The organism is Bdellovibrio sp. HCB274 (genome assembly GCF_047306075.1).
Lineage (GTDB): Bacteria > Bdellovibrionota > Bdellovibrionia > Bdellovibrionales > Bdellovibrionaceae > Bdellovibrio.
Genome location: NZ_CP178623.1, coordinates 3484952 through 3504970, shown reverse-complemented (window position 1 = coordinate 3504970; position 20019 = coordinate 3484952). Strand labels below are relative to the sequence as shown.

At 44.2% G+C, this 20019-nt stretch carries 21 protein-coding genes and 1 other RNA gene; 13 read left to right on the top strand and 9 right to left on the bottom strand.

Features of this window, described 5'->3' with window-relative positions; all coding sequences use genetic code 11:
- Positions 1–23: 23 nt before the first annotated feature.
- Together ACLWNV_RS17010 and ACLWNV_RS17005 are read right to left on the bottom strand one after the other, a co-directional pair.
- Entirely contained in the window at positions 24–320 is a 297-nt protein-coding gene (locus ACLWNV_RS17010) for a hypothetical protein (RefSeq protein ID WP_413585642.1), read from the bottom strand.
- 367 nt (positions 321–687) lie between these two features.
- Entirely contained in the window at positions 688–1668 is a 981-nt protein-coding gene (locus ACLWNV_RS17005) for a serine/threonine protein kinase (RefSeq protein WP_413585641.1), read from the bottom strand.
- Between the two features lie 46 nt (positions 1669–1714).
- On the opposite strand from ACLWNV_RS17005, the gene ACLWNV_RS17000 reads away from it, so the two are divergent.
- Complete coding sequence (locus ACLWNV_RS17000; RefSeq protein WP_413585640.1) at positions 1715–2473, top strand: M48 family metallopeptidase; 759 nt, start codon at positions 1715–1717, stop codon at positions 2471–2473.
- A 12-nt stretch (positions 2474–2485) separates the two neighbouring features.
- Here the strand turns inward: ACLWNV_RS17000 and ACLWNV_RS16995 are convergent, their stop codons facing one another.
- Complete coding sequence (locus ACLWNV_RS16995) at positions 2486–3175, bottom strand: phosphatase PAP2 family protein (RefSeq protein WP_413585639.1); 690 nt, start codon at positions 3173–3175, stop codon at positions 2486–2488.
- A 137-nt stretch (positions 3176–3312) separates the two neighbouring features.
- Between ACLWNV_RS16995 and ACLWNV_RS16990 the strand changes: the two genes are divergently transcribed.
- From ACLWNV_RS16990 to ACLWNV_RS16955, 8 genes are all read left to right on the top strand, one after another.
- Positions 3313–4569, top strand: a complete 1257-nt coding sequence (locus ACLWNV_RS16990; protein ID WP_413585638.1) for a hypothetical protein — start codon at positions 3313–3315, stop codon at positions 4567–4569.
- A gap of 175 nt (positions 4570–4744) precedes the next feature.
- A complete protein-coding gene (locus ACLWNV_RS16985; protein ID WP_413585637.1) occupies positions 4745–5818 on the top strand; it encodes a hypothetical protein in 1074 nt (357 codons plus the stop codon).
- A 153-nt stretch (positions 5819–5971) separates the two neighbouring features.
- On the top strand, positions 5972–7213 hold the full coding sequence (locus tag ACLWNV_RS16980; RefSeq protein ID WP_413585636.1) for a TIGR02147 family protein: 1242 nt from the start codon (positions 5972–5974) through the stop codon (positions 7211–7213).
- A gap of 438 nt (positions 7214–7651) precedes the next feature.
- Positions 7652–7999, top strand: a transfer-messenger RNA (tmRNA) gene (ssrA, locus tag ACLWNV_RS16975).
- Between the two features lie 286 nt (positions 8000–8285).
- Positions 8286–9083 carry a hypothetical protein gene (locus ACLWNV_RS16970; RefSeq protein ID WP_413585635.1) on the top strand — a complete coding sequence of 266 codons (798 nt, stop codon included), beginning with the start codon at positions 8286–8288 and terminating at the stop codon, positions 9081–9083.
- Positions 9084–9086: 3 nt separating this feature from the next.
- On the top strand, positions 9087–9509 hold the full coding sequence (locus ACLWNV_RS16965; protein ID WP_413585634.1) for a hypothetical protein: 423 nt from the start codon (positions 9087–9089) through the stop codon (positions 9507–9509).
- A 2-nt stretch (positions 9510–9511) separates the two neighbouring features.
- Entirely contained in the window at positions 9512–11656 is a 2145-nt protein-coding gene (locus tag ACLWNV_RS16960; protein ID WP_413585633.1) for an AAA family ATPase, read from the top strand.
- Complete coding sequence (locus ACLWNV_RS16955) at positions 11643–12488, top strand: hypothetical protein (protein ID WP_413585632.1); 846 nt, start codon at positions 11643–11645, stop codon at positions 12486–12488. The genes ACLWNV_RS16960 and ACLWNV_RS16955 overlap by 14 nt, the downstream gene beginning before the upstream one ends.
- Positions 12489–12659: 171 nt before the next feature.
- Here the strand turns inward: ACLWNV_RS16955 and ACLWNV_RS16950 are convergent, their stop codons facing one another.
- From ACLWNV_RS16950 to bla, 3 genes are all read right to left on the bottom strand, one after another.
- Positions 12660–12890 (bottom strand): EthD family reductase, encoded by a 231-nt coding sequence (locus ACLWNV_RS16950; RefSeq protein WP_413587649.1) that lies wholly within the window; start codon positions 12888–12890, stop codon positions 12660–12662.
- A gap of 50 nt (positions 12891–12940) precedes the next feature.
- Entirely contained in the window at positions 12941–13876 is a 936-nt protein-coding gene (locus ACLWNV_RS16945) for a hypothetical protein (RefSeq protein WP_413585631.1), read from the bottom strand.
- 107 nt (positions 13877–13983) lie between these two features.
- Positions 13984–14820 carry a class A beta-lactamase gene (bla, locus tag ACLWNV_RS16940; RefSeq protein WP_413585630.1) on the bottom strand — a complete coding sequence of 279 codons (837 nt, stop codon included), beginning with the start codon at positions 14818–14820 and terminating at the stop codon, positions 13984–13986.
- Between the two features lie 154 nt (positions 14821–14974).
- Between bla and ACLWNV_RS16935 the strand changes: the two genes are divergently transcribed.
- Genes ACLWNV_RS16935 through ACLWNV_RS16925 form a run of 3 tightly spaced genes read left to right on the top strand, consistent with a single transcriptional unit; the run spans position 14975 to position 16600 of the window.
- On the top strand, positions 14975–15832 hold the full coding sequence (locus ACLWNV_RS16935) for an alpha/beta fold hydrolase (protein ID WP_413585629.1): 858 nt from the start codon (positions 14975–14977) through the stop codon (positions 15830–15832).
- A 17-nt stretch (positions 15833–15849) separates the two neighbouring features.
- The gene (locus ACLWNV_RS16930; RefSeq protein ID WP_413585628.1) at positions 15850–16263 is read left to right on the top strand and encodes a nuclear transport factor 2 family protein; all 414 of its coding nucleotides are present in this window, start codon (positions 15850–15852) and stop codon (positions 16261–16263) included.
- Positions 16256–16600 carry a hypothetical protein gene (locus ACLWNV_RS16925; RefSeq protein WP_413585626.1) on the top strand — a complete coding sequence of 115 codons (345 nt, stop codon included), beginning with the start codon at positions 16256–16258 and terminating at the stop codon, positions 16598–16600. The genes ACLWNV_RS16930 and ACLWNV_RS16925 overlap by 8 nt, the downstream gene beginning before the upstream one ends.
- Here ACLWNV_RS16925 and ACLWNV_RS16920 read toward each other — a convergent pair.
- Both ACLWNV_RS16920 and ACLWNV_RS16915 read right to left on the bottom strand, forming a co-directional pair.
- Positions 16592–17044 carry a YaiI/YqxD family protein gene (locus ACLWNV_RS16920; protein WP_413585625.1) on the bottom strand — a complete coding sequence of 151 codons (453 nt, stop codon included), beginning with the start codon at positions 17042–17044 and terminating at the stop codon, positions 16592–16594. The genes ACLWNV_RS16925 and ACLWNV_RS16920 overlap by 9 nt on opposite strands.
- Before the next feature lie 86 nt (positions 17045–17130).
- On the bottom strand, positions 17131–17919 hold the full coding sequence (locus ACLWNV_RS16915; protein ID WP_413585624.1) for an alpha/beta hydrolase: 789 nt from the start codon (positions 17917–17919) through the stop codon (positions 17131–17133).
- A gap of 109 nt (positions 17920–18028) precedes the next feature.
- On the opposite strand from ACLWNV_RS16915, the gene ACLWNV_RS16910 reads away from it, so the two are divergent.
- Positions 18029–19036, top strand: coding sequence for a GlxA family transcriptional regulator (locus tag ACLWNV_RS16910; protein ID WP_413585623.1), 1008 nt, complete (start codon positions 18029–18031; stop codon positions 19034–19036).
- Positions 19037–19067: 31 nt separating this feature from the next.
- Here ACLWNV_RS16910 and ACLWNV_RS16905 read toward each other — a convergent pair whose 3' ends face one another.
- The gene (locus ACLWNV_RS16905; protein ID WP_413585622.1) at positions 19068–19901 is read right to left on the bottom strand and encodes an alpha/beta fold hydrolase; all 834 of its coding nucleotides are present in this window, start codon (positions 19899–19901) and stop codon (positions 19068–19070) included.
- Positions 19902–20019 lie beyond the last annotated feature (118 nt).

The following is a 20019-nucleotide window of genomic DNA, read 5'->3' as shown; positions in this document are numbered from 1 at the left end:
GGGAAAATCCCTCCTCTAAAAAATTAGCGGATAAACATCATACTTTTTAACCGTGATTCAAGCAGATGCTTGTTCGGTTCAACTGCTTCTGGAACATGTGTGTTGCCATCACGTCTAAAAACCGGTCCTTGTAAAATCCATTCGGAAATGGCGAGCATCAATCCTGGTGTTCGATACACCATATATAGGAGGAAGCTTGTTACTTGGCCGGCCTTTATTACGCTATCAACATACACATCCGCAGAAGAGTCCACGAGTCTCCAAAAGACTCGCTCGTTTCGATATTTCCATACCGCTTTTTTACGCATAAATGCGTTCATAATTCCTCCTGTGTGGATAATGCTCGCCAAAGCGCGATCCAAAGGCCGCGGACCAAAGCTCTGACGAGAGTTTGTTTTGAAAAAAATATTGTGGAACGGGCGATGAAAAATCAGCGCGCGTTCGATGGTATTAAAATTTAGGGAATAGAAATGAGATAGTTACCTTAAAATCCGTAGGAATCGGAAGCCATCGCAAGTGTATTCCCAGACTGGGAAGTAGTGTTTTTTGTATCAATCAACATCAAAATCATTGATGGCCTCCTTTCAATAGAGTGAATCCAGTATCTCTTATGTGAGGATAAAAAGTAAACTGAAATTTATAAAATCATCGTGAAATGCAAAGTGGCAAATGGTTCCAAGATGGGTCTTAAGCAGGATTCATCGACCAAGCGATTTTCTCCAGTGCTTCAACCTCTTCTGCCCAGTAGCGGTAAGTGTTGAATTCCGGAAACAGTCTTGGGAAACTAGGATCTTCCCATCGTTTTGCAATCCATCCCGCATAAGAAATAATTCGCAGACCACGCAGCATCGGAATCCATGACCACTGATGATCTGGAAATTCGCGCAGCTCCTCGTAGCCAGAGATAATAAGATCTTTTTCTTCACCGAATGTTTCCTGATCACCAGATAGTAACATCCAGAAATCCTGCACCACAGGGCCATTCACGAAATCGTCAAAGTCGACCAGGAAAAACTGCGTTCCGTTATTCAGTAAATTTCCTTTATGACAATCTCCGTGAATACGAATGAATTCTGATGGATCAAAGTTATCATCGATCGCGTACAGAATATCTTCAGCAGCAACATTATAACGAGAGCGAAGCTCCGGCGTAATCCAATCCTGAAGATTATCCAAAGTTTCCCAGCCACCATAGTAGCTGGTATCTAGTGTTGGACGATGCGGAGCTTTCTTGCGCGCACCCACATTGTGGACTTGTGCCATCAGGCGGCCGACTTTGCGATAATCATCGCCCAAAAATTCCTGCGGCATTCTTCCTAAAACTTTTGGAAAGAACGAAACAAACATTCCATCCACTTCCGCAACCGTTGAATCATGACCTTGAAAAAGGGGAGCTACTGCAGGAATGCCTTCATTTCTTAAGGAAAGCAGAAACTCGTGCTCTTCTAAAATAGCTTCTTTGCTCCAGCGATTCGGACGATAGAACTTTGCAATGACGTTTTTGCTTTGTGAGTTTGGCTCGACTGGCTCTTCAAGCTTGATGTCAAAAACGCGATTTTCATAGGAATTCAGTTGAGTGAACTCTCCGGTTGGATAAAACCCGGCATTATCCGCGGCTTGCAGAACTTTATCGGGATCCAAATTATAAAACGAAGAATTCTTGTCCATGAAATTAGATTGCCACCTTTCCGGGGTTAAGTCATTCTCCTTTGCTATGAGTGGGTCGGTTGAATTATTTGATTTTGCAAATTGGGCGGTGGAGCTGCACCGTAAGCCTTTTCGCAGGTCCTTGTCGATTTACCTTTACCCCAATCGACCAATCAAAGTGGTGACTAACAAAATCACTTCCCAGCAAACGGTGCTGAACTTCTTGTCCTCAAAACGCGAATGGATCGAAAAGAACTTCATTAAATTTGAAGCCATGGCGGATCTGTATCCTAAGAAATCAATCCAATCTGGCGAAAAGTTTCCCTTCCTGGGAGTTGATCGCGAACTCAAGGTCGTAGTCACCCTGGCTAAGAAAGCTTTCGTATCAGTCAGTGAAGAGCAACTCTTCCTGCATATCCCGAAAGCGCAGTGGGAGGCGAATACTTCGCTTGAGCATCATCCCAAAGCCATAGCCGAGATCAGACATTTCTATAAGCGTGAAGCCGTGAAGATGTTATCGCAAAAGGTAAAGCACTGGGCAGACGTGATGAAGCTTTACCCGTCAGAGCTTAAATTCCGCGAGCAAAGAACTCGCTGGGGAAGCTGTTCTTCGCGCAAAGCGATTAATCTGAATTGGCGTTTGATAGTATTTAGTGAAGAGATCATCGATTACGTGATCGTGCATGAGCTTTCGCATTTAAAGCACATGGATCATTCGCCGAAATTCTGGGCGGTTGTTGAAACCTATATCCCAGAATATTCCCGCATCATGAAGACTTTAAAGTCCGCACAAAATACGACGGACTTTTTATCGGAACGTTCCTAATTCCGAACGCTCTTAAACCAGAGCGTTCTTGCTTTTCTGCATCCACTTCAGCGCTAGCAGTGTGCCGACATAACCCACAGTAGCGCCAAAAATCGTGTCACTGACAAAGTGATCCTGAATGATCACGCGAGTTGCACAAGCAAATACCGCAATCGCAATCCATAGCCATTTAAACTTTGGAAATGCCAAAGTAAACATCACAGCCGCTGTAAACATCACTTGTGAGTGACCAGAAGAAAACGAATGCCAGTGCCAGTGAGTGGTGCAGTGATCAAATACGAACGGATCACAAGTTGGACTTTTATGAGGACGCTGACGACCCACGAAGAACTTCACGATATGGGTCATGGCTCCGCTGACCAACAAGGCCACTAAGAAATTCAAACCCCAGCAACGAAAATAATCGACTTTTGCCGCATACTTTTTAAGCTGTTGAACGCGAGGGGCGACAAAGGCGCAGAACAGCCATGCGAATAGAGAGATCGTGAAGTAGTGCTCGGAAAGACCGACATTTGTGACCTCGCGGGCGGCGGGTCTGACAAATTTATGGGCCTCTGGAGTATTAAAATACTGAGCCACGTTCTGATCGAAAAGGACTGCCACAGTGCCTGCCAGAATCAGGGCCAAAACCACAACCAAAAGCAGGTGGTGTCGAAATTTCCTTTTATCATTCAATAGGGCGTTCAAATTGTAAGCAGCCATGTAATTCCTTCTTAAACCGATCATAGGATAGGTGTGTATTGCAATACAAGCTAGTTCAGAGGTGACAAAACTTGGCCTGAGCCTTGCTATTGCTGGTCCTATCAAAACACGTGACTGAAAAAACTTGGAGGTTTTCAATGTTGCAAAAACATTCTCTGATTACTGCGGCTTTGGTCGCAACACTAGGACTTGCTGCCTGCAGCAAAGATAAAAATGCAAATGTAGGTGGCGCTCCGGCTCCTCAAACACAAACTACAGTTGAAGAGTCTGATCTTCCGCAACTGGAAGGTGCAGGCACAAATGTTAATCCAAATGCGCCAATTCAACAGGGTACAGCTAATGCTGACGGCGTGTTCATGGGACCAAATTACGAAGGTGCTCAGCCAGCAAATATCGATAGCGATAAATATGGTAAGCGCGTAACGGGTGCTGTTTCTAACGACGGCCTTCTTTATACTTCTTCTTCAACGGACAACACGATCGACGTGATCCGTGGCTTGAAACGTGACTACGTAGGTAACTCGGCTTCTGTAACTGAAGCTAAATTGAAGTTTGACAGCGTTTCTGGTCAATCCATCGTTACTTTGCGCGTTCAGGAAAATGGTTTCCCGAAAGTTTATAACTTGGTGGGTAACTCTTCTTTTGACGAAAACAACGAAATCATCAATTTGCAATCTGCTCGCTCTGGTAACGGAACAAAGACAACTGGTTCATTGCTTTCTCGCGGTACACTTCAGTGCCTTGATTTGGATGGCGGTTGTGAATCCACTTTGGTAAAAGTTGATTTGGGCTATTCTGGTTCAGCAAGCAAGATTGATATCGTTTTCCGTCAGTCTATCGCGGATCTTCATTTCAAGATGCCACTTTCTAAAAATGGCAACCCTGAATACGATGTTATGCGTGACCTTGCAAACAACTCTAAAAAGTACAACCAATCTGAAAACAGCGTGAAAAGCGCCTTCATGAATACTTGGGAAGTTGTAAATGGTCGCGCGGGTTTCACGGTTGTGATCACGACGCGTTCAAATCAACTTTTGGCATTCTCTGGTCCATTGGTTTCCCCGCAATCTGGTAACTCTACGAACATCGTATTGAAGCCACTGAAAGCGGATCCAAATGCTGACGAAGACGGTCTTTCCAGCACTGGCAAATTGAGCTACCAAAACATGATTGGTGAGGCTCGTTTGACAGCTAACAATGGTTTGGGCCAATTGCGTATCGTATTTAAAATGAGAAAACTTGCGACTTACAAACAAGATGCTTTCGCAATCACGTTCATGAGACGCATTAAACCTGTAATCGATCTTAACGACTATCAAGGTCAAACTGACGATGGTGGTTTTGATGGCGGATACGATGGTGGCATCGGCGAAGATTTGCCATCAGTTGAATAAACCCAAAATACAAATAAAGGATCCCCTTTGTTTGCCCAAGGGCTGCAGACTCCAAGCTGCAGCCCTTTTTTTTATGCTGTCATGCTTCCTGGTTTCTTTGTGACACCCAATTGTTTGGTATAACGCTTGCTTTATGTCCTCCGCGCAGATTCTAATTATGCAAAAGGGGGACGAAATGGCTCTAAATCAGATTCTTATCTTGGCGATTTCTATGGCGATGGTCTTTGGATCACAAGTCGGCGAAGCGCAAACAAGACAAAACCAGGGACCGAAGAATGGTGGTTACGATAAGCCACTTCCACTTCCTGACGACGATTTGCCAATTCCAGGTGAGCCGGATTATCCACGTCCCGAGCCGCAACCGCGTCCTCAGCCAAAACCACAACCTAAACCAAACCCACGACCGAAACCAAATCCAGGTCGTCCACCGGCAACGACACCGATTCCTCCTCCGCCGCCACAACAGCCTTATCCAGGTCAACCGTACCCAGGACAACCAGGCAATGGTGGTTATGGACAAGAGCAGAAAGTCATCTACATTCAACGTCGCGTGATGAATCAGCGGTTGAATTTGTTTGCTTTGGCTGGAATTGATCAACGCTATCAAGGTTGCGTTGTAAATTCAGTTGTTGTGAATGTGATGGGTTCTGATATCCGCACACAAATGGCGTTGCTAATTAACGGCCAAGTGGATCAATGGGTGAACTCACCACAAGGTCCTGTGAACTTTATTCCGCGCTTTCAGGCAGTGATCGGTCAAGGCGTGCGCCTGATGGAAGTTGAAGTGCGTGGCATGTCTGACATCGCAACAATCGCATTAAACCTAAGTTGCCGGGGGAACGGCGGCGGTGGCGGGGGAGTAGAAGATCCTTGCCAATGTCAGCAGGTGAACTTGGGAATTTCCCGTCGCATGATGGGTAATGATGTTTTGGATCTGACTCCGTATTTTAACTGGCGTCAGTACCGTGGTGCTCGCTTGGTGTCCGTTAGTTTTGAAGCAGCGTCTTTGGTGAACACTTCGTTCGTTGATTTGGCGATTAACGGGGTCTTTGTGTATCCGCGCATGCAGGTGGGACCTTGGAATCAGGTATACACTTTGAATCCGCAAAATGTCGTGATCGGTCAGAACGCTCAGAACCTAATGTTCTACACTTACGGCAGCATGGATATTCGTAACGTTGTTTTGGTTTTGGAAAACTGTGACAACGAACAGCCAGTTCCTCCGCCACCAAGACCGCGTCCGCGCTAATTAGTTCAAAACTTTTGTTTTACATCAGGGGTTTTCGTGAAAACGAAAGCCCTTTTTTTATGCCGCGCGAAAACATGCCGCTTTACGTATTGAATCCCCTTGTTTTGAAGCACCAACTGCGTTCAACTATTTAGGCGCAAAGGAGCAATTTCAATGCAACACAATCAACATGAGTTCGGCAAAGGCAAAGAAATTTCAAACACTTCGCTGGTTTCACCAGCTCTGTCCGATTACATGAACTACCGTGAATATCTGGCGGATTTTTATCAGTTTAAACGTAAGGCCTCCAAGGGCTCTTTGCGCCAGTATAACTATGCAGTTTTCTCGGCGGCAGCGAATATCAAATCTCCAAATTACCTGAAAATGATCATCGAAGGGAAAAGAAACCTTTCTGAAGACATGATTGGTAAATTCGGTAAAGCGCTGGGGTTTAATAAAGAGCAAACTGAAGAGTTCCGTCTTTTGGTGAACTTTACCCAAGCGACAGATCCTGCAGATCGCAATATCTTCCTTAAGAAAATGTCTGAGCACCGTGTAGGTGTGAAACTTAAATCCGGCGAAATCGATCGCAAATCCTTCGAGAAAGTTCCGAACTGGGTTGCGTGGATCGTTTACGCGATGGTTGATCAAGACGGTGTGACGTTTGATACGGCATCTTTGAAAAACCTTCTGCGCGGCAAAGCTTCTGAAGATGAAATCGAAAACTCACTTCAGGCTTTGATTGCTTCCGGTGAACTTCGTCGTGATGAGAAGACAGGTGAGATCAAGAAGGCCCGCAGCCTGACTGAATCTCCTGAAGACATTCCGGTGGCGTTGGTTCGTAAGCTTCAATCGCAGTTGATGTACTTGGGACTTGAATCCATTTACCAGGATCAACCAACGGATCGCGAATTCGGAACATTGACGATGTCTTTAACGAAGGCTGAGTTTGAAGAAATCAAATTCAAACTTCGCCAAATGCGCAAAGGCTTGAACAAAGACAACTCCATCGCTCGTATGAAAACCAAGGGCGAAAGAGTGTACCAACTGAACATCCAATTGTTCCCGGTAACGAACTCTGTAAATGCGTCTTCTCAGCCGGTTATGCAAAGTGCTCTTGATGTGAAGCTTGCTGACTCTGTGATGGAAGCAGCAGCTCCTTCTGCAGAGGCGGTAGCGAAAGCTGAAGCAGTTCTTGCGCAAATGGCAGAGGTGGCAGTAGTAGAAGCTAGCCCGGTACCAACTCCGGCAGCACCAGCAGTTGCAGTTCAAGCTCAGGCTGAAGCAACAACAGCTTCGGTGAAGTCCAATAAGTCTTCCTTGATTCCAAATGCGAATCCGGAAGCAGCCAAAGAGCGTTCGAATGTAAGTTCATTGGCGGCATCAGCGGCATCTGCAGCGGAACTATTTCGCTAAGATTTAGAACAAATTTTGAATCGGAAACGGGAGCATTTTGCTCCCTTTTTTTGTCCATTTTTAGGGTCTTTTGCTATGTTACCGGGCATGTCAGAAAACACGAATCACTTTCACGAAAATTTAAGAATCTTAAATTTTCCTTAAAAAAATCACCAAAATTTCAGCAACAATGTGGATAAGTCTGTGGAAGACCCCTATAAATGGTGGATATCTGGACCTTTTACCAGGTGAATTGTCATGCTCACGTTAGCGTACTGTTAAGGTGGTGTAACATAACCTGCACAAAAACATCGCAATGACGTGGTGAATTGCATGTTGTTTTCTGAAGTTCAAAACAACACTATGTCCAGTCGTTTTGCGTGGGATTCGGGACTTCAAATTTACTCGATTAGGTGATTTGAAATTCTGTGCTACAATAGATGAGTTATGTATTCACATGGGGGCGTACTGGCTTCGACGTGGGTGCTGAAACATAAGGAGCATGCCGGGGCGGATGAGGACCTCGATAAAAACGTCCATTTTGTAATTGGCAACGATTACGCACTTGCAGCTTAATTAGCCGCACGATCTCCCTTAAGGTGGTTTCGCTTTTGGAGTAGATTGTCAAATTAGAGACCTCGGCGAGTTGGGTTTTCTCCAGCAGACTTGCTTAAATTTACTGGGGGAGTGTGTCGTAGGTATTTTGTCTGTGGAAGCCCTACGAACAAATTAAAACACTGACTAAGTATGTAGCGCCTTATCGCGGATCACTTGCGGACGGGGGTTCAATTCCCCCCGCCTCCACCAAATAAAAATAAAAAACCACCCGGGATGGGTGGTTTTTTATTTTTATCAGTCAATGCATCGGTTGCTCGACTCTCAATGCGTTTGGTAAAACAAACGCGACGGGTTCGCAAAAATATCAAGTACGATATTTTTGCGGCGGCGAAATCAGGGTTTCCGGCCCGAGTCCACTTCCGCCGCCTCCAAGAGTTCGATTATTGGTTCCAGACCAAAATCCAAAAATTAGACTACAACAAATAATAGGTAAATTTCCTGAGCTCGCTAAACTACATTAAGTTTTAGAGGGCATATGACTGCGAAGATTATTTTAAAAATGGGAGACCTCGAGTTCAATTTTGAGGGTTCAGAAAATTTCATTAAGGAAGAGTTAGTGGAATTGATGACCTCTATTAAAGGTTTACTCGAATACGAAAATAAGAAAATCGTTAAATCAAACGCTTTTGCAAGTGGCGCTGCTTCCTCCGTACAGCAAACTCTTGGTATTAATAGCGTCGCTCAGAAGCTAAAAGTTAAAGATGGTAAAGACTTGGTTTTGGCAAGCGCTGCAAAGATATCAATTTTTGGAGAAAAAATTAAATTCACAAGTAAAGACCTGTTGTTGGAAATGCGAAGTGCAGTGTCTTATTTTAAAGAAAGCTATGCGACAAACTTAAATCGCCAAATTAATCGGATGACTAAAGAGGGCATCCTTAATGATGTTGGTGGCGGTTACTATTCCCTTCCGATAGATCAACTTAAGGGCCTCCAAGAGATTCTTCTTGGTGGGGATCATACCATTTTCAGTGACGATAAGCCACAGGACATTAAACCGCTTTCTGTTCCTCTAGTTAAATTGATTAAAATTAATGGATTTGAATCCAATCAGGTAGGGAAATTTCTTGCTGCAACTTATTTCCTTACAAAGAAAGGTGTAATACCGATGAAGACATCAGATGTAACATCGGCATTACGAACTTTGCAAATTCGTCTAACTAATGCAACGGAATGTCTGAATAAAAATATTAAAAAAGGATATATCGAAAAAGTATCTTCTCACGAATTCATTGTCACAGACGACGGCGAAGCTGCAATTAGGATTAAGGAATAGACCATGGAATCACAATATCGAATCAGAATCAAAAATGGCGAATTTGAAGTGGAAATTGAAAGTACAGATCAAAAATTTGTAGAAACCAAATTGAAAGAATATGCCTCGTTAAAACAAGAAACGCCGAATGTCTCGCGCGAGATATCTACCATTACAGTCTCTTTGGCAAAATTCATTAAGGATCATAATATCAATAATCAGGTTCAAAAGTTCTTGGCCGCTGCAGTATATCTTTCAGAAAAAGGAAAGACATTCATGAAAACATCGGATGTCAATTTGGCATTGAAAGACGCTGGGCAAAATAGACTAGCTAATGCCAGCGAGTGCCTAAATCAGAATATTAAAAAGGGATATCTCGACAAGACTGGATCGAACGAGTTTATGGTAACGGTTCATGGAAAAGAGCAATTTGGTATAGATATCTAATTATGATTCGAGTGATTAGAGGGAGTGAACCCGAATATCTTAGTTCAAAATATGTAAGATCCGTTAAAGAAAGTGCAAAAAAATTTCATTCCTCCTCACGTAATAGTCAAATACGGTGGAAAGTTGATACAACTGTATTTCGTTATTTTGAGGTATTCGATGGTCTTCAGAGGCAATTTAACGGAAAATGCGCGTACTGCGAATCATTCCTCGGTATCAATTCACCAGCCACAGTCGATCATTTTAGACCCATTCGTGGTTCACTTGGATTGAACGGTGATTTTAGCTCTGAACATTACTGGTGGTATGCTTATGAATGGAAAAATCTTTACCTTTCATGTGCATTGTGTAGTCAAACCAAAGGTAATCGTTTTCCGGTAGATGGAAGTCGCTGTCGTCCCTCGACGCCCATTGATAAGAATTCAGAAAGTATACTAATTATTGATCCCTGTGGTGAGGGAAATCCGGGCGATCACCTAATGTTTGGGGAGGATGGACGTGTTCAGTCTCTTTCAAGGGAAGGTGAATTAACAATTGAAATATTCGGTTTGAACCGTATAGCTTTATGTGACCAAAGATCTCATGAGTTAAAGCGTTTCTATGAAAATGCGGTGCTCCACTTCTCAATCGATTTTGAATCTGTCCTTAAGAATGCTCTTGGAAATGGCAATTCATATTTGCAAATGAAGTATCAAGCATATGCAAAATGGATGTCCGATCCGAATTACTATTTGAAGCGAGTTCCGATCGTAAATGGTACAAAATTTGACTTGAGGGCAGAAGAGTTGCGCAAAGTCTTCGTGCCCACGCTTAGAAAATACGACTGGAAACCAACACCATCCTTACCAAGGAATTGGCTTAATATATCGGAGCGGGAAGATAAAACAGTTGAAGCGCAACCTTTGGAGGTTGCACGTTTTGTGGAACGAATTGAAATTCGTGGATTTAAGAGCATCAAAGAATTAAACATTAATTTCTCAGGTTCCAACGCTGATGGAAGCTCCTGGAAGATTTTTTTAGGAGAAAATGGGGTAGGAAAGACATCTCTGCTTCAGGCTCTTGCGCTTACATTGTCGGGGCCAAATGTAGCTACTGACCTAGCTTTAAATCCCAAATCATTGATTAATGAAAACTCGAAAAATGCAAGTGTTAGGGTTTATCTAAGTGGGGATAAAATTCCCATTGACCTTGATATTAATTCGCAAGGTTTTTTTAGTAATAGTACTTTTTCAGGTTTAGAGGTTTACGGATATGGGGCAGTTCGCCTTCTCGGAGTTGAGAATTCCAGTAGTGATACGAGGGCGCAAAGAATAGCCAATCTTTTTTATGCTACGAAATATATTTCGGGAATATCGGATTGGTTGCTAGGGGTTGATGAGAGTAAATTTAATCAGGTCGTGCGAGCTTTACGGGACATCTTGCCCAATGCATCTACGGGTCTATTTGTCCGCAAAATGAAACGAGTCATTTATGTTGATCGTGGAGCGGAAATTTCCTTAGAGAATCTTAGTGATGGATATCAGACTACAATCGCGATGTTGGTTCATCTTATGCGGGGACTCCTGGATCGTTGGCCGACACTAGATGTCGCGGAAGGAATCGTGCTTATAGACGAAATTGGAGTTCACATGCATCCGCAATGGAAAATGCGAATTGTTAGCAATTTACGAGAGGCCTTTCCACGAGTGCAGTTTGTTGTGACCACTCACGATCCTTTGTGTCTTCGAGGAATTAAAAATAACGAAGTCGAAGTAATTGAGCGGCGAGAAGATGGGTATGTTTGGAGGAGGCCAAATCTTCCTGATATTGAATCTTTAAGAATCGATCAAATTCTAATGTCTGAACATTTTGGTTTGAGCTCTACATTGGAACCGACTATGGAGGCTGCAATGAAAGAGTACCAACTATTGATGTCTAAAAGAACATTGAGTCAGGATGAACAAGCCTCTCTAAATCAGTTGCGAGAAAAAATAAATAGTGCCTCTTTATTCAGTCGATCGCGCAGGGAAAGGCTGGCAATGCAATTTATTGATGAATATCTCGCAGCGGAATCTTTAAATCATAAAGAGCAAGATTTAAGTAATATGCGTGAGATAACAAAAAAAAAGATTGCTGATATTATTGGGGCCAAGCGTGAGAAAAGTTAATCGGCTGGATGTGCAAATTCCCGAATCTCTCGATGGAAAAGAATCAAAAGGAGCTCGTGAAACTACTGATGCTTTGGCGCACTTCAAGAATAAGAAAAACAAGTCTGTTGAATTCTCTTTTGAAGTTTATAAAAAAAAAGATATTAAATTAGCGTTGGAAATTCTGTTTGAGGGTAAATGTGCATACTGTGAGTCTTCGTATCGAGGCACTTCGAAGCTGCATGTGGAACATTTTCGTCCTAAAGCAGAGATTAAGAACAGTACCTATAGTAAAGACGGAAGACCTGGGTATTATTGGTTAGGTGCAGTTTGGGAAAACCTTCTTCCCTCTTGCCAAAACTGTAACCAAGAAACCTATCAAATCATATACGGGCAACCATATTCAATTCTGACTGGGAAAGGAAATTGTTTCCCTCTGCAGAGAAAGGTGCGCGGTGAATTTAAACCTGGGGTCGACAAAAGAGAGAGACCGCTTCTTATAGATCCCACTGTGGATGATCCGAATCAATATTTAGAGTTTACAGAGGATGGCCTAGTTTATTCGGTAAAAGACAAGAATGGGAATCCCAACAAACGTGGGGAAGCTACAATACAGATCTTTGGTTTGTTGAGGGAGGAGTTGGTGATAGAGCGTCGAAGTGTAGCCACGGCCCTGCGTACTAGAATAATAAATATTCGGGAATATGAACGAAGGCTGCATGAGGATCCTCACAATGCATATCACGAGCATGATTTAAATCGGGAACTTGATGAGCTGGTGGGACTTATCGATTCGAGTCGTGAGTTTTATGGAATGATCGTACAGCTTCTAACGAAGCACAATTTTTTGTGAGTACATGAGGCTACTCTCACTACTGTGGGTTATTGGCTCGTTGATAATCTCGACGAAGAGAGTGCAGGAGCATGGTGGTGAAAGCTTTATATAGTACCTTTGAATGTCGAAGAGACAAAAAGTATCATCATGCAAATCAAAGATCCTTGTGGGAAGGTAATCGGCTTTGAATCATCCCTGAAAAGCCTCGACGACATCCCCAAACAGAAACATCTGAACATCTTCATCATTCGGCGCAAGAATTCTGCGATCTCTTGCGCAGGCTTGCCCACCTTCCGAAGCGAAGGCGTCTTTGATTGCGGCCATTGAATCAAAATACAGAATGGAGCTTAAGTAAGTGGTTTTGTCTCCAGAGACAGCTGCGATGTGGCAGTGGCTTACTTCGTGCGCATAGGTGAAAATAAAAAGCCACCCTTGAGGATGGCTTTTTTATTTCGATTATAGTTTGAAATCTAGAAAACAGCGTAAACGTTAAAGTTATAGCTCAAGTTATCGTAAGAAAAGGCTCTTGAATCTGCACTGAATACGGACCCGCTGCCATTTTCCAAAGTCGTATCGCTGATGATAGATGGATTAATGTAGAAAGCTCCATAATACATATTCAATCCAACTTCGTGTGAACCCACATTCCCAAGATCCGGTTCCCAGTTGCCTCTTTGTGCCTGGCTGGATTTTTCGGAAACTGTGTAGGCGTAATAGGGTTGGATATGGTCGTTCATCGTATAGATGAAGTATGGTGCCGCTTTCACCTGATAGTATTCAGCATCAGCGCCGACAGCTTTGTTTGGATTGTTTTGGCTATTGAACTGCACACGTGGCGATAGGTAAGCAGCCATCGTGAATTTTGGATTCATGATCCACTCGAAATAGTTATCAAAACGCAAACGGCCCATTTCGTGATTTTCTTGCGCAACTGCATCGGTCGGAGCGTAATATCTAAGATCCATCAGTGCAGCACTTGATCCCATAAATCCTGTGGGTTTAAAAGCTGCGCGCAGAACAGTTTCGCCACTTGCTGCAGCAGAGTCTCTGTGCAGTCTTGCATCACGGGAACCCAAGCCCTGGCGGCTAGAGGTGATTTGAAAGTGTTGGCGTAGTTCCAGCTCCCAAAGTTTTGAAGGGGCATAGCGAGCACCGACGAAGTTGTTTGAGATAACTGCACCTGAATCTGTGCCGCGATGATCGTTTTCGTAAGTAAAGGTCTCTGAACCCAAAGTAAAATGCCATGGAGACGAAATCTTTGGAGCCGTAGCCGTGATAGTAGCTTCAGCAACTGGAGCCTCAGAAGACTGCGCTGGATTTGAAATCTTAGTTGTTGATGTCGACGTGTCTTGCGCAAAAGCCTGCGCACCAAGCAAAGTCGCGAATACGATAAACGCTGTCTTCATTCATCCCCCTGAAATGTAGATGGGACAATGATTTCAAGGAGTACTTCATACGTCAAAGTAATAAGCGAGCGATCTTAACATTTTTTAACCCAATGCGGACATGTGGGTCATGGGGCAAATTTACGTATTACTTCTTTTGTCGTCTCGGCGATGGCTGCTTCGCGGGATTCCATGCCTGCGCCTTTTCCATTAACGAACACCGTAATGTATATGGGATCTTGATTTGGAGGATAGATGACTGCGACATCGTTAGCGGCGTCTTGATTTGCCGTACCAGTTTTACCACCAAACGCCCAACCACTAGGAATAGACGCACGAATTCTATTTGCTCCCGTGGTTGTGCCTTTCATCCACGTTAAAAGCTGTTCTTTGGATTCTTTAGAAAGTCCTGGCCCGCTAATTACATTTTTAAGCAGCGTGGTCATAGCCTTAGCTGTCGTTGTATCACGCAAGTCACCCGCAATATTTGTATTAAGCAAAGGTTCCGGGCGATCAAAGCGAATTGTTGAATCCCCATAGCCACGAGCAAAGCTTTCCAGTCCTTTAAGGTCACCTACGAGAGCAGAAAGAAGATTGGCTGCGGCATTGTCGCTAGTCTGAATTGTGGCTGCACATAAGTCGCCGACACTCATCGATCCTTCTTTAAGATTTTTTGTAGTGACCGGACTGTGTACGATTAGATCTTTTTTCTTATAGCCAACTGGCTGCTGAAGTTTCAGTTTTCCTTCTTCAACCTTTTTCAGAACAGCGGCGCAAAGAATCCATTTAAAGGTTGAGCAATAGGCGAATCTTTGATCCTCTCGATTCGAGAAGCTCTTTGCCCCTTGAACCGCATGGACTCCTATTTCAACCTTATGCTTTCTCTCAATCTTTTCTATTTCAGTTTCCGCGCGGGAGAATCCTGAATTCAAAATAAGAAGTAGAACAAAAAATATCTTAGTCATGTCAGCAGTCTCCCAAATTCCTGCGTTTTACTTTACATGTGTATGTGAATATTGAAAAGGGTTCGAGGCCTGTTTTATTAAGTTTAGGTTGGGCAATGTTGTGAGTCTTTAAGATAGTTGTTAGTCTTTTAGGGTTGGCTAATTGGAGAACACCATGAAAAAGTATTTAGTATCATTTTTGCTTCTTGTTCTTGCGGCTTGCGCTCACAATCCTACTGCCGCAAAAGACAATGAAGCTTCAACGCCTCAACCGGTTCAAAGCGGATACTTAAAAGTAAACGGCACTGATATTTATTATGAAATGTACGGCGAGGGTGAGCCCTTGGTTCTGCTTCATGGTGGTGGTTCAGATATTCATGTGAGCTTCGGCCGAGGTATTTCCACTCTTGCAAAGCATTTCAAAATCATTGCGTTTGATGAGCAAGGTCATGGGAAGTCACCAGCGTCGGATCGTCCTTTCGGATTTGAGAATACTGCACAAGATATCGCTGAGGCTTTAAAGCAACTCGATGTGAAGCGAGCCAAGTTCATTGGCTTTAGCAACGGTGCTACAACCGGAATGTACATTGGCATCAAGTATCCTGAACTTATGAGCAAGATGGTTCTTGGTTCCGGACTTTACAGTCGTAAGGGCGCGCCTCCGCAGTTTTGGGTTATGATGAAAAATTCGACCATCAACTCTATGCCAAAGGAACTGCAAGATGCCTATGTGAAAGTGTCACCGCGTCCGCAGGATCTGCAAAAGATGTTCGAGTACGACTCAAATCGCATGAGGAATTTCAATGATATCCCTGAAAAGTCGATTCGCTCGGTGAAAATTCCCGTTCTTATCATGCAAACTGATCAGGACGTTGCAACTTTGGAGCACGGGGTTCACATAACAAGACTCCTCCCGCAAGGGAGGTTTGCAGTTCTTCCGGGTCCCCACGACAACTTTATCGGAAGTGTGTCGCAAGATTCGCCGGCAATGATGCTGGCAAGTCTTAATATCATGGTTGAGTTTTTAAAATAAGCGCGGGGAGTTTAAGTATGGTGAGTGAAGATCAGAATCATGTGAACTGGATAGTAACAATTAAGCAGTTCTATGCGGGACTTAATCGCGGCGATATTCCGGCAGTTCTAAAATTATTGGATCCAGAGATAGTGCGAGTTGAAACAGAAAGCTTTCCAACGCCTGGAACTTATCGCGGTCTTGATGAAATGAAGGCTCACATCGAAAAGGGCAGAAGCACTTGGGCTGAGGGTGGTTGTGAGCCGGAACGATTTACGGTCGTCGACGACAAGGTCGTGGTGTTCGTTCATGTGCGAGTCCGCTTGAAAGACAAAACAGACTGGATCGACGGTCGCATCGCTGATGTATTCACTCTTAAAGATGGAAAAATCACCGAGATGCGCTCTTTCATCGACCGCGAGGAAGCTATGCAGTGGGCTGGTTATGAGTGATGCTGCTTTAAAATTCCGAAAGCAAACTTCCGAGATGCTTCGCGCTGCGATGGCAGCCCGTGAGACTGAAGCCGTCAGCGCAATTCGTGCGGTCCTGGCGGCCGTGGACAATGCAAGCGCAATTCCCAAGGATGAAATCGCAAGGCTGGATCCCGCGGTTACTGAGGTTCCAAGAAGGGTAGTAACCGGTCAGATGATCGCAGAAATTTTAAAGCATGAAATAGAGTCCCGCCGGCTTGCACAAGCCGAGTACGAGCGTCTGGGTAACCTAGCACAAGCCGAGAAGTATCGTGTGAGCTTGGAAACACTTGAACAGTTATTAAAGCTACTAGCTTGATCGTTTCAGTTGCTGAATGACTTGATCCAGAGTTGATAGGAATTTCGAACGGTCTTTCTTATCCATCGGAGCGGGACCGCCGCGCACTTCGCCCATATGTCTTAAGTTTTGCATAAGTTCACGAGTTGCAACTGCGGAACCAATGCTGTCCTCGGTAAACTCAATGCCTTTGCTGCCAATTGCACGAACCTGTTTCTTTACGCAACGTTCAGCAAGCAGGATATCAGCAGTGATGACGATATCGCCTTTTTGCGCGTGCTCCACAATCCAATCATCTGCGGCATCAAAGTCGCTGGATGCAACGACCATTTCTATTCGGGAATCCTGGGGAACATTAAGGTACTTATTGGCGACGACAAAGACTTTCAATTGATAGCGTTCCGCTACTTTGTAAGTTTCCTCTTTAACCGGACAGCCATCAGCATCAATATAAATATCCAACATGCTTTAAACTTTAAATTAAAAGACTCCGGGGTCAAGACAAGCATCACAATGATCTGGTGGATCGATTGCGATGCTAGGGTTTGCATTTAGGCGTTTAAACGATCAGCCCAGTTAAGGCTTGCTTCGGCCACTTTCTGCCAGCCGGGTTCAGCGACTAGATAGTGCGAAACTCCGTCAAAGCTTAAGTAGTCAGTACGGGCTTTGGATTTCGATTGTTTTTTAAAGATCGAACGAACCAGTGCTGGTGCAGTAGTGCGATCTTTTTCCCCGGCAATAACCAACAAAGGTTGTTTGCGGTTTTTCGCATCAACGAAAGTACCAATCGAAAATGCAGCTTCATAAAAGATTCGGCCCGGAGCAGGAATAACCTCGCGGGCATAGTCAGCATCTCTTTGGGCTTGCGGAGCAGTGTTCGCAAAGTTTGTATCAAAAGCTTCTTTAGTTAGCACAAACGGTTTCTTCCAGCCACTTGGTCGCAGGATGATTGGTAGTGCTGAAGCTAAAGAGCGGAAGTCAGCAACGATGCCGCCAATCGGTGCGGAATCAATAACCACGCCTGCAGCTCCTACTCCGCGATCCAAAAGAATCTGAGTCACCAAGCCACCCATCGAGTGACCAATTAAAAGTGGCGGCTCGGGAAGTGCGCGAATGATTTCTTCGTAGTGATCAGCGATCTTTTGCAGGGACAGGCTGCCGAAGTCATCGCCTGGATTTTTGCGAATTTCGTCGATCGGGCGATCCAAGTACGGCCAAGTTGGAACGATCACGTTGTAACCATGGGCTTCAAAATATTCTTTAAAAGGATTCCACGAAGTCGGAGTCATCCAAGCGCCGTGAACCAGAACCACTGTTTTACCGTTATTTGATGCATTCATAAATTCCTCCTGTGTTTTAAGACGTTGTGCCTTTGATGAATACAGAATGCGCCTTTTGGGGCTTATTTTGAATTGCCAGAAATGACATAAATAGGTCTATAATTGACAAATGCCTAAAAAAGATCAGAAAACCAAAGCAAAAGGCCCAACCGAGATCGCAATCCTCCTTTATCAGGACTATCAGCCCTCCGCCGTATATGGACTGATGGATCTATTTGAGATCGCCAACCGCTATGTCTCTGAGTATCTCCCAGAGGAGAAAAGATTCATCCGAATTTCTCACTGGAAGATTAAGAATCAAAAGAAGGGCGAGATGGAGTGCGTGTTTGACACTCACCCTGATTTGGGAGCGAATAAACCCTCGTTTATTCTTATCCCACCAAGTTTGAACAGACTTATCACTCCCGCAGCGGCAACACCTTGGGCTGAGTGGGTGGTAAAGCAGCACAAAAGTGGAGTGTCCGTTTGTTCAGTATGCTCTGGGGCCTTCGTATTGGGGGAGACGGGATTGCTTGATGGCAGGCACGCGACGACTCACTGGTTGTTCAAAGAAGAATTCCTAAACCGCTTTCCCAAAGTGGATCTGCAAATCGAAAAACTGGTGATTGATGATGGTGATGTTATCACCGCTGGCGGCCTGATGGCTTGGATCGATTTGGGGTTAAAACTAGTGGATCGCTTATTCGGTTCCACCGTGATGGTTCAGACTTCCAGATTCCTGTTGGTCGATCCTCCAGGAAGGGAGCAGCGATTTTACTCCACGTTTTCCCCACAACTTCATCATGGCGACGAGCAGATCGTAAAAGTGCAACACTGGTTGCAAGCAACGGGTGCTCAAGCTGTGACTTTAAAGCTAATGGCCGATAAAGCCGGAATGGAAGAGCGCACTTTTATTCGTCGCTTTAACAAAGCCACAGGCTTAAATCCCACTGAATACTGCCAGCAACTGAGAGTCGCAAAAGCCCGTGAGATGTTGGAGTTTACAAATAAGAATATCGAAGAGATCTCGTGGAAAGTCGGATATGAAGATACCAGTGCATTTCGCAAGGTATTTCATAAAGTTATTGGTTTAACTCCAGGGGAGTATCGTACCAAGTTCTCGGTGGTCCGAAGGTAAGCGGGGACTGAGCCCCGCCTGGTTCTTGTGATTAGTGCTGAATAAATTCGTTGATATATTTAGCTGAAAGCTCTGGGAACTGATGCTGAGGTCCATGACCAGTTTGAGCAAAGTACATCATGCTGACAGTCGGAAATGTACCTTTGGCACTAAACCAATCTTCAGCTGCAAAGCTGATGTCATTCTCGCCCAATAGTCCTAGTACGGGAATTTTTGATTCTTGCAGTTTTTTGAAAGTGCCGTGCTTGTCTTCAACGTAATCGCGACTAGTCAGCAGGTTATTCCACTGCGCTTCGGTCATCTCGACGTCGTTATCTGATTTGCGAGAAGCAATACGATCGTGTGACTCTTTTGCAGCCTTTACGCTTGCTGGATATTCAGGGTTAAAGAACAACACAGTCTCGTCGGCCAAATCATACACAGGTTTCAGAGCGTGCTCGAAGAAAAGCTCTTGGGGAGGGGCGACGTTAGGTCCTGGCAAGCGTGTACCGATCATAATACCGTGAGAGATCATTTCTGGAAACTCAGTCAAAGCCATTTGCGCGATCATGCCGCCGTAAGACCACCCTCCCACTGCGAACTTTTTAATGCCCAATACCTCTGCAAGTTCCTTGATTTCATTTGCCATCTGCAAATTGGAATTTGCTTGGGAGCCTTTGGATAGTCCTGTGCCTACATAGTCATAAGTGATCACGCGATTTGTTTTCGCCAAAGCATCAAGGAATGCTGGGTCCCAAGTGTCAAGATTACCGCGAAAGCGGTTTGCCAGAATGATTGGATAGCCTTCACCAACAGATCTGTAGGCTATAGAGCGGTTGTTTGAGATTTCTGCGAATTGTGTTTTTGAGTTTACTGAAGTGTTCATCTTTTTCTCCTTAAAGATTTGTTTATCTTGTTGATGAGAAAAGAATGCCTTAACTTCCGGTTGGTTTAAATTGTGTAAATTGACATTAATAGTGGCAAAACTGACATTTGAATAAAAG

Bases quoted from the DNA above. Each gene is read 5' to 3' on its own strand.
- ACLWNV_RS17010 (WP_413585642.1), bottom strand. From the start codon at position 320: ATGAACGCATTTATGCGTAAAAAAGCGGTATGGAAATATCGAAACGAG.
- ACLWNV_RS17005 (WP_413585641.1), bottom strand. From the start codon at position 1,668: ATGGACAAGAATTCTTCGTTTTATAATTTGGATCCCGATAAAGTTCTG.
- ACLWNV_RS17000 (WP_413585640.1), top strand. From the start codon at position 1,715: ATGAGTGGGTCGGTTGAATTATTTGATTTTGCAAATTGGGCGGTGGAG.
- ACLWNV_RS16995 (WP_413585639.1), bottom strand. From the start codon at position 3,175: ATGGCTGCTTACAATTTGAACGCCCTATTGAATGATAAAAGGAAATTT.
- ACLWNV_RS16990 (WP_413585638.1), top strand. From the start codon at position 3,313: ATGTTGCAAAAACATTCTCTGATTACTGCGGCTTTGGTCGCAACACTA.
- ACLWNV_RS16985 (WP_413585637.1), top strand. From the start codon at position 4,745: ATGGCTCTAAATCAGATTCTTATCTTGGCGATTTCTATGGCGATGGTC.
- ACLWNV_RS16980 (WP_413585636.1), top strand. From the start codon at position 5,972: ATGCAACACAATCAACATGAGTTCGGCAAAGGCAAAGAAATTTCAAAC.
- ACLWNV_RS16970 (WP_413585635.1), top strand. From the start codon at position 8,286: ATGACTGCGAAGATTATTTTAAAAATGGGAGACCTCGAGTTCAATTTT.
- ACLWNV_RS16965 (WP_413585634.1), top strand. From the start codon at position 9,087: ATGGAATCACAATATCGAATCAGAATCAAAAATGGCGAATTTGAAGTG.
- ACLWNV_RS16960 (WP_413585633.1), top strand. From the start codon at position 9,512: ATGATTCGAGTGATTAGAGGGAGTGAACCCGAATATCTTAGTTCAAAA.
- ACLWNV_RS16945 (WP_413585631.1), bottom strand. From the start codon at position 13,876: ATGAAGACAGCGTTTATCGTATTCGCGACTTTGCTTGGTGCGCAGGCT.
- bla (WP_413585630.1), bottom strand. From the start codon at position 14,820: ATGACTAAGATATTTTTTGTTCTACTTCTTATTTTGAATTCAGGATTC.
- ACLWNV_RS16935 (WP_413585629.1), top strand. From the start codon at position 14,975: ATGAAAAAGTATTTAGTATCATTTTTGCTTCTTGTTCTTGCGGCTTGC.
- ACLWNV_RS16930 (WP_413585628.1), top strand. From the start codon at position 15,850: ATGGTGAGTGAAGATCAGAATCATGTGAACTGGATAGTAACAATTAAG.
- ACLWNV_RS16925 (WP_413585626.1), top strand. From the start codon at position 16,256: ATGAGTGATGCTGCTTTAAAATTCCGAAAGCAAACTTCCGAGATGCTT.
- ACLWNV_RS16920 (WP_413585625.1), bottom strand. From the start codon at position 17,044: ATGTTGGATATTTATATTGATGCTGATGGCTGTCCGGTTAAAGAGGAA.
- ACLWNV_RS16915 (WP_413585624.1), bottom strand. From the start codon at position 17,919: ATGAATGCATCAAATAACGGTAAAACAGTGGTTCTGGTTCACGGCGCT.
- ACLWNV_RS16910 (WP_413585623.1), top strand. From the start codon at position 18,029: ATGCCTAAAAAAGATCAGAAAACCAAAGCAAAAGGCCCAACCGAGATC.
- ACLWNV_RS16905 (WP_413585622.1), bottom strand. From the start codon at position 19,901: ATGAACACTTCAGTAAACTCAAAAACACAATTCGCAGAAATCTCAAAC.